The organism is Nitratidesulfovibrio sp. D1 (assembly GCF_051133415.1).
Classification (GTDB): Bacteria; Desulfobacterota; Desulfovibrionia; order Desulfovibrionales; family Desulfovibrionaceae; genus Cupidesulfovibrio.
Genome location: NZ_JBPGNZ010000003.1, coordinates 115,521 through 140,631, shown reverse-complemented (window position 1 = coordinate 140,631; position 25,111 = coordinate 115,521). Strand labels below are relative to the sequence as shown.

The 25,111-nt window shown below is 67.5% G+C and carries 20 protein-coding genes; 17 read left to right on the top strand and 3 right to left on the bottom strand.

The window, feature by feature from the left end; all coding sequences use genetic code 11:
- The first annotated feature begins 81 nt into the window (after window positions 1-81).
- The 17 genes from thrC (at window position 82) to ACR4XJ_RS06255 (ending at window position 23,487) form a co-directional block, all read left to right on the top strand.
- Entirely contained in the window at window positions 82-1,536 is a 1,455-nt protein-coding gene (thrC, locus tag ACR4XJ_RS06335; RefSeq protein ID WP_434754758.1) for a threonine synthase, read from the top strand.
- A gap of 417 nt (window positions 1,537-1,953) precedes the next feature.
- Entirely contained in the window at window positions 1,954-4,425 is a 2,472-nt protein-coding gene (gene hpsG, locus ACR4XJ_RS06330) for a (2S)-3-sulfopropanediol dehydratase (RefSeq protein ID WP_434754423.1), read from the top strand.
- A 63-nt stretch (window positions 4,426-4,488) separates the two neighbouring features.
- A complete protein-coding gene (hpsH, locus tag ACR4XJ_RS06325; protein WP_434754422.1) occupies window positions 4,489-5,391 on the top strand; it encodes a (2S)-3-sulfopropanediol dehydratase activating enzyme in 903 nt (300 codons plus the stop codon).
- Window positions 5,392-6,559: 1,168 nt separating this feature from the next.
- On the top strand, window positions 6,560-7,363 hold the full coding sequence (locus ACR4XJ_RS06320; RefSeq protein ID WP_434754421.1) for an SDR family NAD(P)-dependent oxidoreductase: 804 nt from the start codon (window positions 6,560-6,562) through the stop codon (window positions 7,361-7,363).
- A 77-nt stretch (window positions 7,364-7,440) separates the two neighbouring features.
- Window positions 7,441-8,523 carry an ABC transporter substrate-binding protein gene (locus ACR4XJ_RS06315; RefSeq protein WP_434754420.1) on the top strand — a complete coding sequence of 361 codons (1,083 nt, stop codon included), beginning with the start codon at window positions 7,441-7,443 and terminating at the stop codon, window positions 8,521-8,523.
- Between the two features lie 135 nt (window positions 8,524-8,658).
- Window positions 8,659-9,498 carry an ABC transporter permease gene (locus ACR4XJ_RS06310; RefSeq protein ID WP_434754419.1) on the top strand — a complete coding sequence of 280 codons (840 nt, stop codon included), beginning with the start codon at window positions 8,659-8,661 and terminating at the stop codon, window positions 9,496-9,498.
- Window positions 9,495-10,277, top strand: coding sequence for an ABC transporter permease (locus ACR4XJ_RS06305; protein WP_434754418.1), 783 nt, complete (start codon window positions 9,495-9,497; stop codon window positions 10,275-10,277). Before ACR4XJ_RS06310 ends, ACR4XJ_RS06305 begins: the two co-directional genes overlap by 4 nt.
- Window positions 10,274-11,041, top strand: coding sequence for an ABC transporter ATP-binding protein (locus tag ACR4XJ_RS06300; protein ID WP_434754417.1), 768 nt, complete (start codon window positions 10,274-10,276; stop codon window positions 11,039-11,041). Before ACR4XJ_RS06305 ends, ACR4XJ_RS06300 begins: the two co-directional genes overlap by 4 nt.
- 10 nt (window positions 11,042-11,051) lie before the next feature.
- The gene (locus ACR4XJ_RS06295; RefSeq protein WP_434754416.1) at window positions 11,052-11,825 is read left to right on the top strand and encodes an ABC transporter ATP-binding protein; all 774 of its coding nucleotides are present in this window, start codon (window positions 11,052-11,054) and stop codon (window positions 11,823-11,825) included.
- Window positions 11,826-11,985: 160 nt separating this feature from the next.
- Window positions 11,986-12,846: an NAD(P)-dependent oxidoreductase gene (locus ACR4XJ_RS06290; protein WP_434754415.1), complete on the top strand. Its 861-nt coding sequence runs from the start codon at window positions 11,986-11,988 to the stop codon at window positions 12,844-12,846.
- A 77-nt stretch (window positions 12,847-12,923) separates the two neighbouring features.
- Window positions 12,924-14,378: an NAD-dependent succinate-semialdehyde dehydrogenase gene (locus ACR4XJ_RS06285; protein WP_434754414.1), complete on the top strand. Its 1,455-nt coding sequence runs from the start codon at window positions 12,924-12,926 to the stop codon at window positions 14,376-14,378.
- Between the two features lie 500 nt (window positions 14,379-14,878).
- Window positions 14,879-16,255, top strand: a complete 1,377-nt coding sequence (locus ACR4XJ_RS06280) for a sigma-54 interaction domain-containing protein (protein WP_434754413.1) — start codon at window positions 14,879-14,881, stop codon at window positions 16,253-16,255.
- Window positions 16,256-16,339: 84 nt separating this feature from the next.
- Entirely contained in the window at window positions 16,340-17,290 is a 951-nt protein-coding gene (locus ACR4XJ_RS06275) for a DMT family transporter (protein WP_434754412.1), read from the top strand.
- 134 nt (window positions 17,291-17,424) lie between these two features.
- Window positions 17,425-18,024 (top strand): IMP cyclohydrolase, encoded by a 600-nt coding sequence (locus ACR4XJ_RS06270; RefSeq protein ID WP_333505066.1) that lies wholly within the window; start codon window positions 17,425-17,427, stop codon window positions 18,022-18,024.
- A 351-nt stretch (window positions 18,025-18,375) separates the two neighbouring features.
- Entirely contained in the window at window positions 18,376-20,118 is a 1,743-nt protein-coding gene (hflX, locus tag ACR4XJ_RS06265) for a GTPase HflX (RefSeq protein WP_434754757.1), read from the top strand.
- Between the two features lie 1,095 nt (window positions 20,119-21,213).
- A complete protein-coding gene (locus ACR4XJ_RS06260; RefSeq protein WP_434754411.1) occupies window positions 21,214-22,926 on the top strand; it encodes an FAD-dependent oxidoreductase in 1,713 nt (570 codons plus the stop codon).
- Between the two features lie 321 nt (window positions 22,927-23,247).
- On the top strand, window positions 23,248-23,487 hold the full coding sequence (locus ACR4XJ_RS06255) for a hypothetical protein (RefSeq protein WP_434754410.1): 240 nt from the start codon (window positions 23,248-23,250) through the stop codon (window positions 23,485-23,487).
- 75 nt (window positions 23,488-23,562) lie between these two features.
- Here the strand turns inward: ACR4XJ_RS06255 and ACR4XJ_RS06250 are convergent, their stop codons facing one another.
- The 3 genes from ACR4XJ_RS06250 to ACR4XJ_RS06240 all read right to left on the bottom strand — a co-directional run bounded on the left by ACR4XJ_RS06250 (window position 23,563) and on the right by ACR4XJ_RS06240 (window position 25,079).
- Window positions 23,563-24,438, bottom strand: coding sequence for a ThiF family adenylyltransferase (locus ACR4XJ_RS06250; RefSeq protein WP_434754409.1), 876 nt, complete (start codon window positions 24,436-24,438; stop codon window positions 23,563-23,565).
- A 95-nt stretch (window positions 24,439-24,533) separates the two neighbouring features.
- Window positions 24,534-24,833 carry a MoaD/ThiS family protein gene (locus tag ACR4XJ_RS06245; RefSeq protein WP_434754408.1) on the bottom strand — a complete coding sequence of 100 codons (300 nt, stop codon included), beginning with the start codon at window positions 24,831-24,833 and terminating at the stop codon, window positions 24,534-24,536.
- An 18-nt stretch (window positions 24,834-24,851) separates the two neighbouring features.
- Window positions 24,852-25,079, bottom strand: coding sequence for a MoaD/ThiS family protein (locus tag ACR4XJ_RS06240; protein WP_434754407.1), 228 nt, complete (start codon window positions 25,077-25,079; stop codon window positions 24,852-24,854).
- Window positions 25,080-25,111: the final 32 nt, after the last annotated feature.

Below are 25,111 nucleotides of genomic sequence, written 5' to 3'. Positions count from 1 at the left end.
CATGCCCCGCGCATGACGGCGCGACGCCGCAACATGACCGCAGTGCACGATTCCAAGGAGACCGGCCCCATGCCCAGTTCCATGTCCAGCCACGACTTTCCGTCCGCGCGCACGCGGATGGAGTACGTCTGCCTCGGCTGCGGAGAGCGCCGCGGCATCGACGAACTGCTGTACACCTGCCCCGGCTGCGGCGGGGTGTACCTGCTCGAAGACCTCGATTTCGACAGGCTGGCGGCCCTGCGCACCGGGCCTGAATGGCGCGCCCTGTTCGACGCCCGCGCCGCCACCCGCACCACCGCCCTGCGCGGCATCTTCCGCTTCTATGAGCTGATGGCCCCGGTGCTGGAAGAAGAGGATATCGTGTACCTGGGCGAGGGCAACACCCCCATCGTGGAGGCGGCCCCCGCCCTGCGCGACGCCGTGGGCATCCCCTTCGCCTTCAAGAACGACGGGCAGAACCCCAGCGCATCGTTCAAGGACCGGGGCATGGCCTGCGCGTTCAGCTACCTGAAGGCGCTGGTGCGCAAGCACGGCTGGGACGAGGTGCTCACCGTGTGCGCCTCCACCGGCGACACCTCCGCCGCCGCCGCGCTGTACGCCTCGTACGTGGGCGGGCCGGTGAAGTCGGTGGTGCTGCTGCCCCACGGCAAGGTCACCCCGCAGCAGCTTTCGCAGCCGCTGGGCAGCGGGGCCACGGTGCTGGAGATTCCCGGCGTGTTCGACGACTGCATGAAGGTGGTCGAACACCTGGCCGAAAACTACCGGGTGGCCCTGCTGAATTCCAAGAACAGCTGGCGCATCCTGGGCCAGGAATCCTACGCCTTCGAGGTGGCCCAGTGGTACGGCTGGGACATGAAGGGCCGGTGCGTGTTCGTGCCCATCGGCAACGCGGGCAACATCACCGCGGTCATGGCGGGCTTCCTGAAGCTGCTGCGCCTCGGCGTCATCGACGGCCTGCCCCGGGTCATCGGCGTGCAGTCGCACCATGCCGACCCGGTGTGGCGCTACTACAGCCAGCCGGACCCGGCGAAACGCAGCTACGCCCCCGTCACCGTGCAGCCCAGCGTGGCCCAGGCCGCCATGATCGGCAACCCGGTGTCCTTCCCCCGCGTGAAGGCGCTGGCCGACAGGTTCATCGCGGAGGGCGGCGAGCGCGCCTTCTCCGTGGTGCAGGTGACCGAGCAGGAGATCATGGACGCCATGATCCGGGGCAACCGCCACGGGCACATCGCCTGCACCCAGGGCGGCGAATGCCTGGCCGGGCTGATCAAGGCCAGGGAGCTGGGCCTGGTCTCGCCCGACGAGCACGCCGTGCTCGACGCCACGGCGCACAGCCTGAAGTTCGCGGGCTTCCAGGACATGTACTTCACCAACAGTTTCCCGCCCGAGTACGGCGTGACCCCGGACCCCGCCCTTGCCAACGCGCCCGCGCTGGTGGTCAGCCCCGAGGACAAGGCCCGCCTGTCGCCCGAGGCGTACACCCTGGCCGCCGCCGAGGCCGTGGTGGCCCGGCTGGGCCTGGCGAGAAAGGCGTAACGCCGCCACGCGGAGCCACGCGTCCCGCGGGTTTCCGACACATCCGCGAATACGGCGCGGCGCACGGAAGAACTCCGTGCGCCGCGCTTTTCATGCATGCCCCCGCCGTCTCCGGCGGTGTGCTGCCGGACAAGGCCCGCAGATGGCGATGCATTTTTGCGACGCCGCCGCCTTGTGCCATTCTGCACAATTTCCTTCATCACACTGAAATACAATGGAAACGCTTCAAGACCGGCGCATTTCTGCAACGTTCCGCATGGTGGCCCCGGCTCGCCGCGCGGTCACGAAAGAATTTCAATACGCCGGATTCACTTTCTTTCCGCAGGTGGCACGCTCGATGCTTAGGCCATCGCAGTTCATGCATGTGCCGTGCATTCGCAGCCAACCTCACACGGGCCATGCCCCGGGAGAACCCTGATGACCACCTGCTGCCTGTCCCCCCAGGAAGTGCGCCTGCAGAACCCGGAACCGGACAAGACCGGGCGCGAGCGCGTCTACTCCATTCTCGAGACCTTCCAGTACCAGGTTCCGTTCATCGACGTGGAGCGCGCCCGCTACTTCACCGAGTCCATGCGCGCCACCGAGGGCCAGTTGCTGGCCCTGCGCTGGGCCAAGGCGCTGAAGAACTGCGCCGAGAAGATGACCGTGTACATCACCCCCGGCCAGCTCATCGCGGGTCGGGCCGGACAGTTCGGCCGCTACGGCATCCTGTACCCGGAAATCGACGGCGACTTCTACGGCGTGGTCATGCGCGACCTGCCGAACCGCGCCAAGAGCCCGTTCCGCATCTCGGACGCGGACATCGCCATCATTCTCGACGAAATCGCCCCCTACTGGGAAGGCAAGACCTACCACGAGCACCTCAACGGCGCCCTGCCCGAAGAGTTGCGCAACGTCACCTACACCGACGCCTCGGGCCTGAAGTCCAAGTTCGTGGTCAGCGAGACCTCGTCCTACCGTTCCGCCCTGCAATGGGTGCACGACTACGAAAAGGTGCTCACGCGCGGCATGCTGGACATCAAGGCCGAAATGCTGGCCCGCATGGCGCGGCTGGACCCGGACAGCCCCATCGACAACCGGGAGAAGAAGCCCTTCCTGGAAGCCATGGTCATCGTGTGCGACGCCTTCATGATCTGGGCCGGACGCCACGCCGACCTCGCCCGCGCGCAGGCCGCCGCCGAAAGGAACCCCGCGCGCAAGCGGGAACTGCTGCGCCTTGCCGCCATCTGCGACCACGTGCCCGCCCATCCCGCGCGCACCTTTCACGAGGCCGTGCAATCGCAATGGTTCGTGCAGATGTTCTCGCGCATCGAGCAGAAGTCCAGCGCCATCATCTCCAACGGGCGCATGGACCAGTACTTCCACCCCTACTACGCGAAAGACCTTGCCGAGGGCCGCATCACCGAGGAAGGCGCCATGGAGCTTCTGGAGTGCATGTGGGTGGAGATGGCGCAGTTCATCGACCTGTACATCAACCCCACCGGCAACGAATTCAACGAAGGCTACGCCCACTGGGAGGCCGTGACCATCGGCGGCCAGACCCCGGACGGCAAGGACGCCACCAACGACCTGACCTACCTGTTCCTGCGCTCCAAGCGCGAATTCCCGCTGAACTACCCGGACCTGGCCGCCCGCATCCACTCCCGCTCGCCGGAACGCTTCCTGTACGAGGTGGCCGAGACCATCAAGGACGGCTCCGGCTTTCCCAAACTGATCAACGACGAGGAAGTGATTCCGCTGTACGTGGCCAAGGGCGCGCCCTTCCGTGACGCCCTGGACTACGCCGTGTCGGGCTGCACCGAGGCGCGCATGCCCAACCGCGACACCTACACCTCCGGCTGCGTGTACATCAACTTCGCCACGGCCATGGAAATGACCATGCACAACGGGCGGATGCTGAAGTACGGGCAGGACGACCTGATCGGCCTGGAAACCGGCGACCCCGCCACCTTCGCCACCTGGGAACAATTCTGGGAAGCCTACAAGGCCCAGCACATGAACCTGCTGTCCAAGGCCTTCACCCAGCAGTACGTGGTGGACTGCCTGCGGCCGCAGCACTTCGCCTCGCCCTTTGCCTCGGTGCTGCACGACCTGTGCGTGGAGGACTGCAAGGACCTGCAATCGCCGAAGATCGCGGGCGGCGTGGACTTCTCGTACTTCGAATTCCTGGGCTACGGCACGGTGGTGGATTCGCTGGCCGCCGTGAAGAAGCTGGTGTTCGAGGAGAAGAAGGTGGCCATGGCCGACCTGGTGGCCGCGCTGCGGAACGACTTCGAAGGCTGCGAACCCCTGCGCGCCCTGATGCGCTCGGCCCCCTGCTACGGCAACAACAACCCGTACGCCGACGCCATCGCCAGGGAAGTGGACCGCATGACCCAGGTCTTCGCGGAAACGTACTCCAGGGTGCGCGGCGTCAACTGCGACGTGCGCTACGTGCCCATCACCTCGCACGTGCCCTTCGGCAAGGTGGTCAGCGCCACCCCCAACGGGCGCAAGGCATGGACGGCCCTGTCCGACGGTTCCTCCGCCTCGCACGGCGCGGACCGCAACGGCCCCACGGCGGTGTTGCTGTCCAACTACAACTCCAAGAACGGAGACCTGAAGAACCGCGCCTCGCGCCTGCTGAACATCAAGCTGTCGCCCCGGTGCGTGGCCGGTGAAACGGGCACCCGCAAGCTCGTGGACATGATCCGCGGCTGGTGCGACCTCAAGCTGTGGCATTTGCAGTTCAACATCATCAACAGGGAAACCCTGCTCAAGGCCAAGGCAAACCCCGACAGGTACCGGGGCCTGCTGGTGCGCATCGCCGGGTACAGCTCGTACTTCTGCGACCTGTCGCCCGACCTGCAGGACGACGTCATCAACCGCACCGAGCACGACGCCATCTAGCCATTCGCACGCGCGCGGGAAGGCCACGGACCTTCCCCCGCGCCGCCGCCAAAGGGGCTTGCCATGCAGGACAGGGAACGGACGGGCATCGTCTTCAACGTGCAGAAGTATTCCCTGCACGACGGCGCGGGCATCCGCACCATGGTCTTCCTGAAGGGGTGCCCGTTGCGCTGCGCCTGGTGCAGCAACCCGGAGTCGCAGGCTCCCCGGCCCGAACGCGCCTTCAACCGGTACAAGTGTCTGTCGCCCGCCGTATGCGGGCACTGCATTCCTGTTTGCCCCAAAAACTGCATCCTCGACATCGAGGGGTTGCTGGCCATCGACCGTTCCTGCTGCGACGGGTGCCTGCTCTGCGCCACGGCCTGCCCCACCGGGGCCATGAACGTCTATGGCGCGCGCATGTCCGTGGCCGACGTGCTGGAGGCCGTGGAACAGGACGCGGTGTTCTACGCCCGGTCCGGCGGCGGCATGACCCTGTCCGGCGGCGAGGCCATGCAGCAGCCGGACTTCACCGTGGCGCTGCTGCGCGAGGCGCGGCGCAGGCACATCAACACGGTGCTGGAGACCTGCGGCCACTGCGACGGCGACGCGCTGGAGGAGGCCTGCCGCCACCTGGATTCGCTGCTCTTCGATATCAAGCACCTGTCCACGGACAAGCACAAGGAGGGCACCGGCGTGGGCAACGAGCGCATCCTGGAAAACTTCCTGCGCGTGTGCGCCGCGTTTCCCACCCTGCCCATCATCGCCCGCACCCCGGTCATCCCCGGCTTCAATGACACCGAGGCCGACATCCGGGCCATCGCCCGGTTCCTGCCCAAGCGCGCCAACCTGGTGCACGAACTGCTGCCCTACCACCGCATGGGCCAGACCAAGTACGAATTTCTGGGCCGGGCCTTTCCCATGGGCGGCGCGCAACTGGCGGACGGCGCCCTGAACCGGTTGCGAAGCGTGGCCCTGGCCCGCTGAGCCCGGAGCCGCCGGGCCATCCCCCCTCCGCCCCGGCCCGCGCTCCGGCAGCCCCCCCTTCCGTGCCCGCGTTCCCTCCGGCATCCCTTTCGGGGTGCCTCAGAGTGTTGACAACGTCTGCTTTTGGACGCCTCCGGCGGCCAAGGGGCTATCGCCCCTTGGAACCCCGTGTTTTGTATCCTCGTAATGCACGGAAAACACAAATAAAAGTTTTGGGGGGAGGGGGGCCGGGGGAGGAGACCCTTTGCCTCAGCCGTTAGGTGAGCGCAACGCGCGAACCTTACGGATGAGGACCGCAGAGCGCAAAGGGTCCCTCCCCCGGAAGAATTTAGGTTTGTCAGCAGGCTCCGGCATCCCTTTCGGGATGCCTTTTTTGCGCCGTTCGTACGGAACAGTGCAAATCGGCACAACCGGCCACCCAGTACGGCGCATTTTTGCAACGCCAATCCCGGATTGGCCTGACATCCACGTGATATATAATGTCAATTTGCACATTCCAAATGGCGTTGTTTTTTTGCATCATATATAAGACTTGAAAGTTTCCCGTGGTTGCACCTTTTGTGGTTTCTGTCTTGTTCCCTTTTTTCGCATGGCTGGCAGGTTATCAAGAATAGCTTCCATTATTGTTCATGCTCCGGTGCTGCGGCCATATCCGGGCCTGAACACGAAACGCCATGACCCGGCGCGGGACGCCCAAGGGCAACGGAAAAATAAGGCATGTAATTCAAGAAGATTATACAGGGAGGATACTTCAAAAAAGAGTGCCCGCTCATTCAAATTCTTCGTTCGCCCAATCATTCACAAACGGCACCATTCTTGCTCTTTTCCCACTGCGCGCTGCCCACACGTTTTTCATTGCAGCAGTCACGGCATTCCCGGCATGCCGGGGGCCACTGGTTGATCATGCAAGCCAGCATGCATGCAACGGTGCGAGACACGGAGTTTCCATGACGGAAAATGCCTGCCGCTCCCATTACGCAACATCCATGGTATGTCGCGACATGCCGCAGGATGCCCGCATGTACGGGCATGGTGCGACGCCACGGTGTACAGGCAACGCATACCTTGCAGTACATACGGGTGGCATTGGCGGAAAGGGCATGCCCCGCGCCACGCAGCGTCACACCGGCTTCTGTATTCCATGGCGGCCGCCGACGGGAGGCATGCCATGAACCCTCCCGGCCGCCCCGTCGCCCCCGCATCGTCCCCCGTGCCTGAAATGTTCGGCCTCGCCGGCAGGACCGCGCTGGTCACCGGCGGCAATTCCGGCCTGGGCGAGGCCATGGCCACCGCGCTGGGCCTGGCCGGGGCGCGCGTGCTGCTGCTGGCCCGCCGCCAGCCGGAACTGGACGGGGCGGCGGCCCGGCTCGCCGCCCTCGGCATCGAAGCCCTGACCCTTTCCGCCGACCTCGCCGACCCCGCCGCCATCGCCGCCAGCGCGGCGCAGGCCCGCGACCTGCTGGGGCATGTGGACATCCTGGTCAACGCGGCGGGCGTCAACCTGCGCCAGCCGTTCGAGGACGTCACCCCCGAGACCTGGCGGCGCCAGATAGACCTGCACCTTTCCGCGCCGTTCTTCCTCGTCCAGGCGCTGGCCCCCGGCATGCGCGAACGCGGCTGGGGCCGCATCATCAACATAGCGTCCCTGCAATCCTGCCGGGCCATGCCCCACAGCGCGCCCTACGGCGCGGCCAAGGGCGGCATCGTGCAGCTTACCCGCGCCATGGCCCAGGCCTGGGGACCGTACGGCATCACCTGCAACGCCATCGGCCCCGGTTTCTTCCCCACCGCGCTCACCGCGCCGGTATTCGACGACCCGGACGCCGTGGCCCGCCATGCGGCGCAGACCTGCCTTGGCCGCAACGGCCGCATGGAGGACCTGCACGGCCTGGCCATATTCCTCGCAAGCGACGCATCATCGTACGTCACCGGACAAACGATCATGCTCGATGGTGGTTTTACGGCGAAATGACAGCGTTTTCCTGTGTCAAACGGCTCCGTTCCCGGCTTCAGTGACAATTTCACGGAACAGCAACAGCGAGGTCGCACATGAAAAAACGTCCAGCCATTCTACTGGTCCTTCTGCTTGCCGGCGCGTTCATGGCCGCCGCCTTCTCCCCCCTGGCCGCGCACGCGGCGAACAAACCGGAAATCCGCACCAGCGCGCAGCCCTGCCTGCACGGCATGCCGCTGTGGTACGCGGAAAAGGCCGGCTGGCTCGCCAGCGCCCCGTTCACCAACACCTTCATGCTCTTCGCCTCGGGCGCGCCGCAGGTGGAAGCGCTGGCCGCGGACCAGTGGGACGTGGGAGCCATGGGCGCCCTGCCGACCATGATGGCCAGCATGCGCTACGGCTACAAATTCATCGGCATTTCCAACGACGAATCGGAAACCAACGACCTGTGGGTGCGCCCCGATTCGCCGCTGCTGAAGAACAAGGGCGCCAACCCCAAGTTCCCCGACATCTACGGCAGCCCCGACGACTGGAAGGGCAAGAAGGTGCTGGCCACCACCGTGTCCACCGGCCACTACGCCCTCACCGCCACCCTCGCCGCGCTGGGCCTGAAGGACACCGACGTCTCGCTGGTGCACATGGAGCAGGGCCAGGCCGTCACCGCGTTCAACGCGGGCGAGGGCGACGTGATCCAGCTGTGGGCCCCGTTCAGCTACATCGCTGAGGCCAAGGGCTGGAAAAAGGTCTCCTCGGGCAGCAAGGCCGGGGTGGTCATCCTGGGCGGCATCGGCGTGCGCAAGGACTTCGCCGAAAAGTTCCCCGACCTCGTGGTGGACTGGCTGGACGTGTACATGCGCGGCGTCGAGATGATGAAGAACGAGCCCGGCAAGAGCGTGGAACCGCTGCTGAACTACTTCACCGGCTACTGCGGCCTGGAACTGACCCGCGACCAGGTGGAGAAGGAATTCAAGTACCGCCCCCTGTACGACGTGAACGAACAGGTGCGCCTGCTGGAAGACCCGGCCAAGACCGCCGCGTGGATGGACGGCGTGGCCAAGTTCATGCTCACCCAGGGCCGCATCACCACCAAGGAATACGACCGCTACGTCAAGAGCAACTACGGGATCGACCCGTCGTTCATGAAGAAGCTGGCCGAACGCCGCGCCGCGGCGAAGTAGCGGCGCAACCTCCGCCGTCCTCCGGCATCCCGCGCCGGAGGACGGTTCCGGAGGACGACGCGACGCCCCGAGCGACAGGTTCCGCCCGGCATGGAGCCCTGTCGCCCCCCTTCCCCCGTGCGACAGGAGTCTAGCATGCAGACAAGCCCAGACGACGCATCGAGCCCCGTATCGCTGGAGGTGGAAAAGACCGGCTACCTGGCCGCCGCCGCCCGTGAACACTGGATATCCGTCGTCAGCCTGATCCTTTTCCTGGTCATCTGGGAACTGATCTGCCGGTTCGAGATCGTCGGACCCTACCAGTTGGTTCCCCCGTCCGAAATCCTCGGCGTCTTCGTGGACAAGCTGTCCGAGCCCAATCCCGACGGCGCGCTGTTGCAGCAGCACGCCTGGGCCAGCCTGTCGCTGGCGCTGGCCGGGTTCGGGGCCGCCGTGTGCATCGGCGTGCCGCTGGGGCTGCTGATGGGCTGGTACAAGCCGGTCAACCTGCTGGTGCGCCCGCTGTTCGACGCGGTGCGCCCCATACCCCCCATCGCCTGGATACCCATCGCCATCCTGTGGCTGGGCATCGGCATGCACGCCAAGGCGTTCATCATCTTTCTGGCGGCGTTCGTGCCCTGCGTGATCAACTCGTACACGGGCATCCGCCTGACCAACCCGGTGCTGATCCGCGTCGCCCGGATCTACGGCGCCTCCAATTTCGAAACCTTCCGCAAGATCGGCGTTCCCTCGGCCATCCCCATGGTGTTCACGGGCATCAAGCTGTCGCTCAACGCCGCGTGGACCACCCTGGTGGCGGCCGAACTGCTGGCCGCCTCGCAGGGGCTCGGCTACATGATCCAGCTCGGCCGCAGGCTGGCCCGCCCGGACATCATCATCGTGGGCATGCTGGCCATCGGCCTGCTGGGCGCGCTGATGTCGTGGGGGCTGACCAGGATCGAGGCCCGCTTCGCATCCTCCCGGAGGCTCTCATGATCGGTCTACTCGGCAAGCGGCTGATGCCCGCCGCGCTCACCACCGGATCGCTGCTGGCCTTCGTGGCGTTCTGGCAGGTGGTCTCGCTGTACACCAACCCCGACTTTCTCCCCTCGCCGGGGCGCGTCTGGGACGAGGCCGTGCGCCTGTTCCACACCCCCGTGGGCGGCAAGGACATCCTGGCCCACGTGGGCTACAGCCTCAGGCGCGTGCTCACCGCCTACCTGTGGGCCATCCTGCTGGGGCTGCCGCTGGGCCTGTGCATGGGCTGGAACCGGACCTGCGAGAAGATCGTCTCGCCCATCTTCGAACTGCTGCGGCCCATCCCGCCCATCGCGTGGATACCCATCGCCATCCTGTGGCTGGGCGTGGCCGAAGGCTCCAAGGTGTTCATCTGTTTCGTGGGCTCCTTCGTCATCCTGGTGCTGAACTCGTACACCGGCATGCGCTACGTGGACCCGCTGCTCATCGACGCGGCCCGCTCGTTCGGGGCCTCGCGGCGGCAGCAGTTCTTCAACGTGGCCGTGCCCGCGTGCCTGCCCTCCATCTTCGCCGGGTTGCAGAACGCGCTGTCCATGGCCTGGATGTGCGTGCTGGCGGCGGAACTGGTGGGCGCGCGCGAGGGCGTGGGGTTCATCATCATCCAGGGCATGGACCTGAACCGGCCGCCCATGATCCTCGTGGGCATGATCCTGATCGGCATCGTGGGGTCGCTGCTGGCGGCCTCGCTGCGCTGGGCGGAACGGGCGCTGTGCCCCTGGCGGAGGGAACTGGTATGACGGAACAGACTGCCAAGATCGAATGCCGCGACCTGTCCAAGGCATTTCACGTGCCGGGGCAGGACCAGCGGCTGCTGGTTCTCGACCGCGTGTCGCTGACGGTGCGCGAGAACGAATTCCTGGTCGTCCTGGGGCCGGGCCAGTGCGGCAAGACCGTGCTGCTCAACTGCATCGCCGGGCTCATCGAGCCCTCGGCCGGGCAGGTGCTGCTGGACGGCACGCCGGTCACCCGGCCGGGGCCGGACCGGGCCATGGTCTTCCAGCGCTACGCCCTGATGCCGTGGAAGACCGTGGAGCACAACGTGGCCTTCGGCCTTGCCGTGCGCGGCGTGCCCATGAAGGAACGGCGGGAAATCGCCCACCGCTACATCGACCTGGTGGGGCTGAAGGGCTTCGAGAAAGCCTACCCGGAACAGCTTTCCGGCGGGATGAAGCAGCGCGTGGGCATCGCCCGCGCCTACGCCAACGCCCCGGACATCCTGCTCATGGACGAACCCTTCGGCGCGCTGGACGCCCAGACCCGCTACGCCATGGAGCAGGACCTGCGCTCCATCTGGGAAAAGGACAAGCGCACGGTCATCTTCGTCACCAACAACATCGAAGAGGCCATCTACCTGGGGGACAGGATACTGGTCATGTCCGTGCTGCCCGGCAGGGTGAAGGCGGAATACACCATCGACATCCCCTCGCCGCGCAACTACACCGACCCTGCTTTTCTCACCTACAGAAAGCAGATCTCCAACGCCACGGACCTTTCCCTATAGGAGACATGTCATGGAGACTGCCGCCAACTATCCCTACGCCGAACACCGCAAGATCAAGGTGCAGGTGGAAAACCTCACCAAGTGCTACGGCGACCTGCTGGTGCTCGATAAGATCAACTTCGAGATCTACCAGGGGGAACTGCTGTGCATCGTGGGGCCCACGGGCTGCGGAAAGACCACGTTCCTGAACTGTCTTTCGCAGTTCATTCCCATGACCGAAGGGTCCATCCTGGTGGACGGCGTGCCCGCATCGCCGGAAATCCACAACATCGCCTTCGTGTTCCAGGAGGTTTCCGCCATCCCCTGGCTGACGGTGGAGGACAACATCCGCTTCGGCCTGCGCATCAAGCGCCTGCCGGAAGCCGAAATAGAGCAGCGCACCGAGCGCATGCTCGACATCGTGGGCCTGCGCAAATACCGCACCTACTACCCGCAGCAGCTTTCGGCCAGCATGGAGCAGCGCGTGGTCATCGCGCGCAACTTCGCCATCAACCCCGACCTGCTGTTGATGGACGAGCCCTACGGCCAACTGGACGTGAAGCTGCGCTACTACCTGGAAGACGAGCTGATCCGCATCTGGAAGGAGTTGGGCAGCACCGTGGCCTTCATCACCCACAACATCGAAGAGGCCATCTACCTAGCCGAGCGCATCCTGATCCTGTCGCCCAAGCCCTCGACCATCAAGGAAGAGGTCATCGTGGACCTGCCCCGCCCCCGCCAGTACGACGACCCCGAGTTCGTCCGGCTGCGCGAGTACGTGACCGAGCGCATCAAGTGGTGGTAGGCCGCCCGTCCGCCACTCGCTGTCCATAACGGTTCTTTTCGCCCGTGCCGTCCACCCGGCCCCTTTTGGCCCGCTTGGCCCCGATCCGGGGAACGCAACGGACGCAACGTCAAACCGGGCCCGCGCACCGCGCGGGCAATACCCGCCAAGGAGAAACGTCATGCATATCGGATTCGTCGGCGTAGGACTCATGGGAGGAGGGCTGGCCCGTAACCTCATCCGGGCCGGAAAGGACGTGCTGGTCTACGACCTGAGCGCAGAAGCCGTGGCCCGTGCCGTCGCCGCCGGCCCCACGGGCCGCGCCGCGGCCAATCTGGCCGACCTGGCCGGTTGCGACCTGGTGTTCACCAGCCTGCCCATGCCCGCGCACGTGGAAGGGGTGATGCTGGGCGACGACGGCCTGCTGCAACGGCTGAAGCCCGGCGCCATCCACGTGGAACTGAGCACCATCGACCCGCAGACCTCGGCCCGGCTTGAAGCCGCCGCCAAGGCCAGGGGCTGCGCCTTCCTGCAATGCACCCTGGGCAAGACCCCCGCCCACGCGGAAAAGGCCGAGGAACCCATGTTCGTCGGCGGCGACCGGGCCGTGTTCGACGGGCTGGCCGACATCTGGCCCGTCATCGGCAGCCAGGCGTATTACATGGGCAGCGTGGCCGCCTCGTGCGCGGTGAAGCTGATCAGCAACATGGTGGGCATGACCAACCTGGCCGTGCTGGCCGAGGGCCTGCGCATCGGCGAAAAGGCCGGCATCGACCGCGCCGCTCTGGTGGAGTTGCTGCAGGACACCGGGGCGCGCAGCTTCCAGATGGACGTGCGCGGCCCGTGGATCGCCGCCGACGACTACGCCAACCGCTTCGGCCTGGACCTTGCCCTGAAGGACGTGCGGCTGGGCTGCGAGATGGCCGCCGCCTGGGACATGAAGATTCCCGCCATGTCCGCCGCGCTGGAAACCTTCCGCCGCGCCAGCGCCGCCGGGCTGGGCCGCGAGGACTGCAACGCCGTGTACAAGGTGACCGAATAATCACGGACCGGGGCCGCGACGCCCCCCTTCCGTCCCGCACTGGCCTCCGAAGCATCCGGAACTTCAAAGGAGCGAACATGTTGAGCAATCCCGAATTGATGCGTCAGGCATGCTACATCGACGGCGCGTGGGTCGGGGCCGACAACGGCGCCACCCTTCCCGTGCACAACCCCGCCAACGACGCGCAACTGGGCACCGTGCCCGCATGCGGCAAGGCGGAAACCGCCCGCGCCATCGCCGCCGCCGCCCGCGCCTGGCCCGCCTGGCGCGCCATGACCGCCGTGCAGCGCGCGGACATCATGCTGCGCTGGCGCGACCTGATCATGCAGAACCAGGAAGACCTGGCGAAACTGATGACCCTTGAACAGGGCAAGCCCCTGCCCGAGGCGCGCGGCGAAATCGGCTTCGCGTGCAGCTTCCTGCGCTGGTTCGCGGAAGAAGCCCGCCGCATGTACGGCGACATCGTGCCCGCGCCGTGGCCGGGCAAGCGCATCCTGGTCACCCGCGAGCCGGTGGGGGTGGTGGGCATCATCACCCCGTGGAACTTCCCCACGGCCATGATCGGCCGCAAGGTGGGCGCGGCCTTTGCCGCCGGGTGCCCGGTGGTGGTCAAGCCCGCCAGCCAGACCCCCTATTCCGCGCTGGCCCTGGCCGGGCTGGCCGAGCAGGCGGGCGTGCCCAAGGGCGTGTTCAACGTGCTCACCGGCTCGGCCCGCGAAATCGGCGGCGAACTGACCTCCAACCCCGCCGTGCGCAAGGTGAGCTTCACCGGCTCCACCGAAGTGGGCAAGGAACTGATCCGCCAGTGCGCCGGTACGGTCAAAAAGGTGTCCATGGAGCTTGGCGGCAACGCGCCGTTCCTCATCTTCGACGACGCGGACATCGACCTCGCCATCACCGGGGCCATGGCCAGCAAGTACCGCAACACCGGCCAGACCTGCATCTGCGCCAACCGCTTCTACGTGCAGGAAGGCGTGTACGATCTGTTCGTGCAGAAGCTGGCCGTGGCCGTTTCCGGCCTGAAGGTGGGCAACGGGCTGGACGACGGCGTGACCCAGGGCCCGCTCATCGACGGCAAGGCGCTGGCCAAGGTGGAATCGCAGGTCAAGGACGCCCTGGACAAGGGCGGCACGCTGGTCTGCGGCGGCCGCCGGCACAGCCTGGGAGGCAATTTCTTCGAGCCCACGGTCATCGCCGGGGCCACCCCGGCCATGGCCTTCGCCAAGGAGGAAACCTTCGGCCCGCTGGCCCCGGTGTTCCGCTTCAAGACCGAGGCCGAGGCCATCGCCATGGCCAACGACACGGAATTCGGCCTGGCCGCCTACGCCTACACCCGCGACCTGGGCGCCGCCTTCCGCGTGTCCGAGGCGCTGGAATACGGGCTGGTGGGCATCAACGAAAGCCTCATCTCCACCTGCGAGGCCCCCTTCGGCGGCGTGAAGGAAAGCGGCATGGGCCGCGAAGGTTCGCGCCACGGCCTCGATGACTACACGGTGATCAAGTACACCTGCATGGGCGGTCTTGGCGGCTAGGGGGCTGTCTCCAAATTGTCCTTTCGCCCGTTGGCGTCGTCAAACGTCGCCTGCCATGTCGGTCAAATACGATAAGAGTATACTCCCTCATGGCAGGCTTGTTTTCCTCACCAACGAACGAAAATCCTGCTTTGGAGACAGCCCCCGGGCCCGTGGCGGCGGGGGCCGCAACGCCGGGATGGCGGCCCCGCGCCGAATGGCACCCACGGCCCAGCCGTCATGTGATCCGTCGGCCGGGCATGCGAAGCGACGCGCATGCCCGGCCCCTTTGCGGCCTGTTACGGCCCCCTTACGGCAAAAACCCGCAGCCGGAAGGGCACCCGTGGGGCGGGCGCGTCCGCATGTCGGCCCGTGCGGGGCGCGCCCGCCTTTCCTTCACCCCGGCCTTGCCCTATACCAGTCCCATGGCGAAGCGGAACCGCCGTCCCCGGACTCCCGGCCGTGCCTCCCTTTCGGTCCCCGGGCTGAAGGGCGGCCGATCCCTTCGCCAAGGGAGCGACATGCTTGCGGAATACCTCGACCAGCTGCTGGACACCTTCAAGGACGCCATCTGCATCACCGACCGCGAGGGAACCATCGTGTACCTCAACCGGCGGCACAGCGAACTGACCGGCATCCCCAAGGAAGACCTGCTCGGCAAGTCCGCCATCGAAATGATGCGCCACGGCGTATTCGACGTGGTGCTCAACCCAGAGATCGTCAAGACCCGCCAAGGCACCACGTCGATCCAGAACATCTCCACCGGCCGCAAGCTGTTTCTCGACGGCAGCCCCATCCTCGACCGTGACGGCGAGGTGGTCTACGTGGTCACCTTCATGCGCGACGTGACCACCCTGATGGAACTGAAGCGCGAACTGGCCTCGCAGAAGGAACTGCTGGACGCCTTCCAGAGCCTGAGCAGCGCAAGCCCCGAACGCACCGAGAACTACCCGGTGATGCTGCACAGCTCGGTCATGCGCAGGCTCTGCGAACAGCTGGAAGGCATCGCGGAAACCGACGCCACGGTGCTGCTGCTGGGCGACACGGGCACGGGCAAGGACGTGCTGGCCCGCCGCCTGCACGCCGCCAGCCCGCGCGCGGGCAAGCCGTTCATCAAGGCGGACTGCGCCAGCATTCCCGCCAACCTCATCGAAACGGAACTGTTCGGCTACACGCCGGGCACCTTTTCCGGCGGCAACCGGCACGGCAAGATGGGCCTCGTCGAAGCCGCCGCCGGGGGCACCCTGTTCCTCGACGAGATCGGCGAACTGCCCATGCCCATGCAGTCGCGCCTGCTGCGCCTGTTGCAGGACCGCGAGGTGATGCGCGTGGGCTCCACCACCTCCGCCCGGGTGGACGTGCGCATCGTGGCCGCCACCAACAAGGATCTGGAAAAGGAGGTGCGCGAGGGGCGCTTCCGCAGCGACCTGTACTACCGCCTGAAGGTGGCGGTGATCCGCATTCCCCCGCTGCGCCAGCGCAAGGCCGACATCGTGCCCCTGGCGCAGGGGTTCCTGAAGTTCTACTGCGCCAAGTACCGCCGCCGTCTCACCCTGTCGGCGGAGGCGGAGGACGCCCTGCGCGAGCACCACTGGCCCGGCAACGTGCGCGAACTGGAAAACCTGATCCAGGGCCTTGTGGTCACCTGCCAGCGCACCGCCATCGAACCGCGCGACATGCCCTTCGTCCGCCCCGTGCCCCCCAAGGCCAGCCCTTGCCCCGACCCGGCGACCGGCGTGGACATCGAGGGCCGCAACTTCAAGGACATCATGCGCGAACTGGAAGGCCGCGTGCTGCGCCAGGCCCTGGCCCGCTACGGCACCATCGCCGAGGTGGCCAAGCAGTTCGGCGTGGACCGCAGCACCATCTTCCGCAAGATGAAGGGCGGAGACGAGTAGCCGCGCGGGTGACAAGCCCGCCGTCCGCCGCTACCCTGTACCCGTCGCGGTCGCCCTTCCCACGCGCCGGAGCCTCCCGGCCGCATGCCCCCCAAGGTTTTCCGCATGACCCTTCCTGTCCGGACCCTGCTGGCCATGGTCTTCTTCGCCGCCAATTCGGTGCTCTGCCGCCTTGCCCTGCTGGACGCGCACATGGCCCCGGCCAGCTACACGGCCATCCGCGTGGCATCGGGCGCCCTGCTGCTGTGGGCGTTGTGCGCCGGACGCCTGGCGCTGGCCGCGCGGCCTGATGGACCCGGCAGCCTGCCCGCCCTGTGGCGCGCGGGCGACTGGCCCGCCGCGCTGGCCCTGCTGGCGTACATGGCCTGTTTCTCGTGGGCCTACGTGGACCTGCCCGCCGCCGCGGGCACGCTGGTCATCGCCGTGGCCGTGCAGGGAAGCATGTTCGGTCTGGGCCTGCTGGCGGGCGAACGGCCCGGCAGGCGGCAGGGGCTGGGCCTGGGCCTTGCCCTGGCCGGGCTGGTGGCGCTGGTGCTGCCCGGGCTTTCCGCGCCGCCTGTGGGTGCGGCGCTGGTCATCTTCGTGGCTGGCGCGGCGTGGGGCGTCTATTCGGTGCGCGGGCGCACGGCGCGCGATCCCCTTGCCGCCACGGCGGGCAATTTCCTGCGGGCCGCCCCGTGCGCCCTGCTGCTGCCCCTGCTGGCGGGCGACGGGCTCCCTTCCGGGCCGGGCGTCGCGTATGCCGTGGCCGCCGGGGCGCTGGCCTCGGCCGTGGGCTACGTGCTGTGGTACGCGGCGGTGGCGCGCCTGTCCGTGACCATGGCCGCCGTGGTGCAACTGTGCGTGCCGCCCATCACCGCCGCCGGAGGCGCGCTGTTCCTGGGCGAGGCGGTCACCGCCCGGCTGGCCGCCAGTTCCCTGGCCATCCTTGGCGGTGTCTTCCTGTGCATGACCGCACGCCGCGCCTCCGCGGCGCGCGTTACGGAGCATCCACGTCAGGGGGCGCCGGCGGGAACCCGCACGAAGGCCCCCTAGTCCCGGCCCGCTCCCGGCGCGCGCAACCGCATTGCGGTCCGCCCCGCAACCCGGCCCGCGCGGCGCATGCCCTTGCGCTGCCGGGCGTCTTCTGGCACTGGCTAGTGAACATTTACGCGACACAAGGAGTGCGCATGGAGTTCCTGCCCATCAAACGGGCGCTCATGAGCGCCACGGACAAGAGCGGCCTGGCCGACTTCGCGGCCTTCCTGGCGGGCAACGGCGTGGAACTCGTCTCCACCGGCGGCACGCGCCGCATGCTCGAAGGCGCGGGCCTGAAGGTCACCCCCGTGAGCCGCGTGACCGGCTTTCCCGAAATCCTCGGGGGCCGGGTGAAGACGCTGCATCCGCACATCCACGGCGGCGTGCTGGCCGACAAGGACAACCCCGAGCACGTGGCCACGCTGCGCGAACTGGGCATCGCCCCGTTCGACCTGATCTGCGTGAACCTGTACGACTTCGCCACCGCGGCGGCCAAGGGGCTGGACCTCAGGCAGGCCGTGGAGGAAATCGACATCGGCGGCCCCTGCATGCTGCGCGCCGCCGCCAAGAACTACCATTCCATCCTCGTGCTGCCCTCGCCCGCGTACTACGGGCGGGCCATGGACGAGATGCGCGCCAATTCCATGCGCGTGGGGCTGGAGTTCCGGCGCGAGATGTCGGTGCTCACCTTTGCCGCCACGGCGGCCTACGACCGGATGATCGCCGACTATCTGGCGGCGGCCGCCCGCTAGGGGCTGCTTCTGCCGTTTCGACTGCCGGCCGGGCGTCCGCAAGGGCGCCCGGTTTTGTCATGCGGCAGCCCGCCGGGGTCTGCCGGGTTGCGGCGGAACGGCCCTCCCGTCCCGCTTCCCCGCGCCGCCCCTTCCGCGTATGCTACTGTTCCGCGCCGGGCGGCCGCCCGCGCGCCCCTGTTTCCATTCCCCCAGCGCAGGAGCACTCCCATCGCCAAGGTTCTCGGCAACACCCAGGGGCTGAAGCCCAGCCACGTCAAGGCCCTGACCCGCCTGTACCAGCGCCGCTTCCCGTCCGTGGGGGGCTATTCGCACGAGCAGGCCCGCGAACTAGCCGCCCTGTCCCGCAGCGTGGGGCGGCAGGTGGCCGTGCTCATCGACCGGCAGGGCCGCGTGGCCATGGTGCTGGTGGGCGACACCGGGGCCATCACCATTCCGGAACTGCCCCGCGCCCGCACCGGATCGGGCCGCCTGCGCGGCCTGCGCCTGCTGCACACCCACCTCGGGCCGGACCTGCTCTCGCAGGAAGACCTGATGGACCTGCTGTTCCTGCGCCTGGACGGCTTCGGCGTGCTCACCGTCAACGAATGGGGCGAACCGCTGACCTTCCAGCAGGCCCATCTGCTGCCCCAACCCGTGGACGGCAAGCCCTACCGGGTGCACCCGCCCCAGCCGTGGGATCGGGTGGATGCCGACATGCTGGCCCAGGTGGAAGCGCTGGAAGAGGAAATGGCCCGCGCCGCAAGCGACGCGCGCGCGGCCGCCCCGGCCCGCAGACCGGGCTCCACCGGTGGCGGGGCGGGCGGCGTGGCCGGGGCCGTGCCGCAGGGCCGCAGCCATGCCGAGCACATGGCCCACACCGCCGCCCTGGCCGCCGAGGCGGAAGGCCCCGCCGCCGTGCTGGTCAGCGTATCCACCGCGCCCCGCCCGTTGCAGGAACTGAATCTGGCCGAGCTGACCGAACTGGCCCGCACCGCCGGGGTGCGCTGCGCGGGCACCCTGATCCAGCGCGTGCCCTCGCTGAACCCCAAGTTCATCCTGGGCAAGGGCAAGCTGGCCGAACTGGAGGTGCTGGCCCTGCAAGGCAACGCCACCATGATCATCTTCGACGGCGAGCTTTCCCCGGCCCAGTTGCGCAACCTGGCCGACGTCACCGAACGCAAGGTGCTGGACCGCACCCAGCTGATCCTGGACATCTTCGCCCAGCACGCCACCACCCGCGCGGGCAAGTTGCAGGTGGAAATGGCCCAGCTGAAGTACACCCAGCCCCGGCTGGTGGGAAAGAACCGCGCCATGGACCGCCTGATGGGCGGCATCGGCGGGCGCGGCCCCGGCGAAACCAAGCTGGAGACCGACCGCCGCCGCATCCGCGACCGCATCGGGCGCATCAAGGACGAACTGGAAGCGCTGCGCCGCCAGCGCGCCTACGCCCGCGCCCGGCGGGCCAAGCAGCGGGTGCCGCTGGCCTCGCTGGTGGGCTACACCAACGCGGGCAAGTCCACCCTGCTCAACGCCCTGACCAACAGCGAAGTGCTGGCCGAAAACAAGCTGTTCGCCACGCTGGACCCCACCACCCGCCGCCTGCGCTTTCCGCACGAGCGGGAACTGACCCTGGCCGACACCGTGGGCTTCATCCGCAACCTGCCCAAGGAACTGCTGGAAGCCTTCCGCGCCACGCTGGAAGAACTGGAGGCGGCCGACCTGCTGATCCACGTGGCCGACGCGGGCCACCCGGAACTGGACCGCCAGTTGGGCGCGGTGGACACCATCCTCACCGACATGGAACTGCACGAGGTGCCGCGCCTCCTGGTGCTGAACAAGTGGGACACCCTGGACCAGGACACGCGCGAGGCCCTGCGCGCGGTGCACCCCGACGCCATCACCCTGTCCGCCGCCACGCGGCAGGGGCTGGACGACCTGGTGACGGCCATCGCCACGCGCATCGACTGGGAACGCGACCTGCGCCCCTGCGGCAAGCGCGCGGCCAAGGGCGGCGATGACGGAGACGACGGCGGTGGGGACGGTGGCGACGGCGATACGGACGACGATGCAGGCTGCCCCTGGCCGGAAATGGAGTCGGACCGGCTGAACTGACGAGGACGGCCCCCGTCGCCATGGTGCAGGCGGGGCGGCAGGACATTGCCTGCGCGCCCTTGCGCGCACTGCATCCAGACTCGCGACACATACGGCGCGACCATGCATCGTGCGGGCGCACAATGGCATGCAACGACGCAACGCCACCATGCCCATCCCAACTATGCAGATTCGTTGATAAACTTTTTTCGCAAAAAATATCCTTTTCTTACAGCATATTGCAACTGCAACATTCTCGCGCTGCGGCATATCCCCATGCGCATATCCAACTCCATCAATGGGTGCGCCATGTTGCGACAGGGAAAAATGCGTCATCCTTTCGTTGCAACATTGCCGCCGCAACGCCATACCCCCTTTACAGTCGGCACGCTCACGGCTAGGGTTTAATCACCGGCGAAAGAGATCGGCCTAGCCAGTGGGCCGGAATTCCGCCGGAGTACGCAGCGGCGCCGAGGGCGTCGCGAGGTCCGCAACCAGTGCACAGAGCGCTCGCAGCCTGCGACGGAAGCAGGCGGAGCCCGGCCGAGCCACGGCACGACGCACCGAACGCGACAGGGGCCAGATGCGAAGGAACGCCATCGGAGGACTGTTCTGGCAGAAATTTACCCCCATAACGGCAAAGCGAGTTGCCCCCGATGAATAGGGAAACCGACGGAAATCCCTAACAGGCGTGCAGCAGAGATCCCGGCGCAGAGCGCGGAATCTCCCGGATATCCGGAGCGGCACGCCTTTCCTTTTGCCGTTTTCCGGCCGCCGCGCGCGGCCCGCCGCCTTCCCCGCCCGCTTCTCCCGCCCCTTTCCTCTTCCCATCCGGCGCTTCTTATTCGGGCTTCCCGCGCCCCGGCCCGTCGCCGCCAGCCCGCACTTTTCTTCGCCCCGGTCTTGCAGTAAGTACACGCAGACCTTGCCACGCGGCGCGAAAGCGCCTAAATCATACCCAGACGGTAGGCAATAACCCCACTCGCGTGGGGTATTTCATCCCGATTTCGCGGGGCCATCTTGATGCCCGCGCAAGCCCGAACAGACGCGCGACCCCGTGCCGCGCGCCGCACCCCGCGCCGCCATCGGCGCGCGCAGCCCACGGAGGTTTCCAGCATGCCCAAGCACGTCGTCGTCATCGGGGCCGTGGCCCTTGGCCCCAAGGCCGCCTGTCGTTTCAAGCGCCTCGAACCCGACGCCAAGGTCACCATGATCGACCAGTCGCCGCGCATTTCCTACGGCGGCTGCGGCATCCCCTATTTCGTCTCGGGCGAGGTCAACAACATCGACGCGCTGCAGGCCACCCCCTACAACGTGGTGCGCGACCCCGAATTCTTCCGCATCAACAAGGACGTGGACGTGCTGACCGAAACCCGCGCCGTGTCCATCGACCGCGCGGCCAAGACCGTGCTGGTGGAACACCTGCGCACGGGTGAAAAGCAGACCCTTTCCTACGACAAGCTGGTGCTGGCGCTGGGCAGCCGGGCCAACCGGCCCCCCGTCGAAGGGCTGGACCTCGCGGGCGTCACCGCCGCCACCAACCTGGAAGAAGCGGAATTCATCCGCAATTCCGTGGCTGCGGGCACGGTGAGCAACGCGGTGATCGTGGGTGGCGGGTTCATCGGCCTGGAAATGGCCGTGGCGCTGGCCGACATGTGGGGTATCGGCGTCACCGTGGTGGAACTGACCGACCGGCTCATGCCGGGGTTCCTGTCCTCCACCCTTACCCGCATGGTGCGCCACGACCTCGAGAAAAACGGCGTCACCGTGCTGACGGGCGAGAAGGTGGTGCGGCTGGAGGGCGAGGACGGGGCAGTGGCCCGCGTGGTCACCGACAAGCGCACCATCGACGCGGAACTGGTGATCATGGCCGCCGGGGTGTCGCCCAACACGGCCATCGCCAAGGAGGCGGGCCTCGCCGCCGACCCGCGCGGCGCGCTCATCGTCAACGACCGCATGCAGACCAGCGACCCGGACATCTATTCCGGCGGCGACTGCGTGACCATCCCCAACCTGATCACCGGCAAGCCCGGCTTCTTTCCGCTGGGGTCCATGGCCAACCGCCAGGGCCGCGTGGTGGGCACCAACCTGGCCGGGGGCGACGCCACCTTCCCCGGCGCGGTGGGCAGTTGGGTGGTCAAGCTGTTCGAAATCTCGGCCTGCGGCGCGGGCCTGACCATCGAAACCGCCCTGCGCGAAGGCTTCGACGCCATCAACGTGCACGTGGAGCAGTTCGACCGGGCGCACTTCTACCCGGAAAAGACCATCATGTCGCTGGAACTGGTGGTGGAAAAGGCCACCCGCCGGGTGCTGGGCATCCAGGGCGTGTCCACCCTGGGCGACGCGCTGACCGCGCGCATCAACGCCGTGGCCACCCTGCTGGCCGACAAGCCCACCATCGAGGACGTCAGCAACGCCGAAATCGTGTACTCGCCGCCGTTCGCCTCGGCCATGGACATCCTGAACGTGGCGGGCAACGTGGCCGAGAACATCCTGGAAGGCCGCTGCGCCGTCATCGACCCCGAGGAATTCGAACGGCTGTGGAACGAGCGCGCCGACAACGACACCGTGTGCTTCATCGACACCCGGCTCATCGGCAACTCGCAGCCCCTGGCCGAGAAGTATCCCGGCCAGTGGAACGCCATCCCCGAAGAGGAAATCCACGACCGCATCGCGGAAATCCCCAGGGACCGCACCGTGGTGCTGGTGTGCAACACCGGCCTGCGCGCCTACGAATCGCAGCTGATGCTCAAGGAACTGGGCGTCACCAACACCGTCAACGTGCAGGGCGGCATGGTGGCCATGCACAAGATCGGGGCGGATATCTAGTCTCTCCGGACCACACCCGTCAGGAATATGCCGAAGGGCAGGGAACGCGTTCCCTGCCCTTCGTTTTCGTAGATGGCCTCGCTCACGGGCGTGCCCCCTCCCCCGCTGCCGCGAGCCATCCGTCCCCATTCCAGACCGCGTGGACGGAACAGTCCGATGCGCGTATGCAGGGACATGGAGTATCGCTGGGGATGCTCCGGAAAGGTTTCGTTGGGAGTTGCCGCAGGCGGGCGCAACCTGCGTCCGGACGCGGCCGGTCACGACCGGACGCGCGCCGGAACGCCGCCATGGGGGCTGCCGCAAGGCGGCCCGGGAGGTACCATGGAAGACGAGGCTGGATACCTGGCGATGCTGGAACGGCAGATGGACGAGGCCATGGCGCGCCTGGCCGACGCCTGCCGCGACGAACAGGGCTGCGCCGCCCCGGAGGCGGACGGCGCGAAGCAGGCGGCGCGCGCCGCCTGCGAACGGGCCGAACAGGCCGCCCGCTCCACCTACGAGCAGGAATGGGCCAAGGTCTGGGGGGCGGTGCGCCAACGCAAGCACAAGGGCGGCAGATGACCGCCGCCCCCTCTTTCCCGCACGGCACCGCGTCCCGGCACCCGGCACCGGCGGGGCGCAACGATGCCTCCCCGGCTACCCCCGCAACGACAGGCGATCGAGACTGACCGACGCCAAGTCCACCACGGCCATCCTGCCGCCGGGCCCGCCCAGCCGGGAGGGCTGGCCCAGCGCCAGCCGCACCGCCTCGGAAAGCGCCAGTCCCGCCGCCACGAGCAGGGCCGGGGGCTGGCATCCCAGCACGTCTTCCGCAGGGGGGCTTGCGCCCCGGCCGTGCGGAAAGAACATCCCGGCCAGCCCCCGTTCGCCGGGCAGGGCCGTGGCCACCATGGCCGTCCACCCGGCCACGCTGGCCGCGATCAGCGGCACGACCGCAACGGCGGCCCCCGCCTCGGCCGCCGGGCGGAACGCCACCCCGCCCAACGCGTCGATGGCCACGTCCGCGTCCGCATAGAACCGCGCGAAATCCTGCCCTTCCAGCCGGTCCCGCCACACATCCAATTCCACGGCCGGGTTCACCAGCGCCATGCGCCGCGCGGCGGCATCCGCCTTGGGCGTGCCGATATCCGCTTCGGTGGCGAGTAGTTGACGGTTCAGGTTGGTGGGCTCGAACACATCGTGGTCGGCCACCCGGATGCGCCCGAACCCCATCCGGGCCAACCCCTCCAGAATGTGCCCGCCAAGGCCGCCCAGCCCCACAAGGGCCACGCGGGCGCGCAGCAGCCGGGCCTGACCGGCGGCGTCCAGCGTGGTGAAGTTGCGCAGGTAGCGTTCCGGAACCAGTCCCTGTTCCAGCGCCGCGATTTCAGTCCGGCGCAGGCTCGCGCCCGCCCGGCGCGCCACGTCCCCCACCGCCCCGTGCGCAAGCATCCGCACGGGGGTGCCGTCGGGCAGGGTTCCAGGGATGGCGGCCTGTTCCAGCAACGGGCGCAGCATGACGGAAGAATCCATGGCAACCTTCTCCGGGCCGGGCATGCAACCCCGGCCATGTGCCCGGCGACAGGCACGCAAAAAGCCCCCGCGCGCCAAAAGGAGCGGGGGGGCGATCACATCTTCCGGAACCCCAGCAGAACCCGGTACGGCCCTGGAACGCCGGGCGGCGCCAGCGCCACCCTGTCCCCGCCGGACACCACGGCCAGGTCCGGGCTGACCGCCTTGCCGTTGACGAAGACCACCTCCACCATCTCCGGGGCGATGTCGAGCTGGCGCAGCAGTTCCGGCCCCGTGGTGCCCGGATGGACGCGCACCGGCAGGGGCACGGGCCATCCGCGCTGGCGGAACAGGTCCGCAAGCCCCATGAACGCCCGCAGTTCGATGTCGTCCGACTGACGCGCGTCGTCCACCATTGTCCCTCCGCTCCGCGCCTACCCGCCGCCCACCGCCGGGAACAGGCCCAGCCGGTCACCGTCTGCCAGCGCCCTGTCCAGCGGCGCATGCAGGCCGTTGACGAAAATCACCGCCACGTCTTCCGGCGCGATGCCGAGACGCAACACCACGTCGCGCACGGTTCCGCCCTCGTCCAGGGCAAAGTCTTCTCCCCCGCCCGGCTGGAAGCGTTGCAACGTGGCGTAGCATTTCACCGTGATGTGCATTGGTCCGCCGCTTTCCCGTCACCCGTCATGCC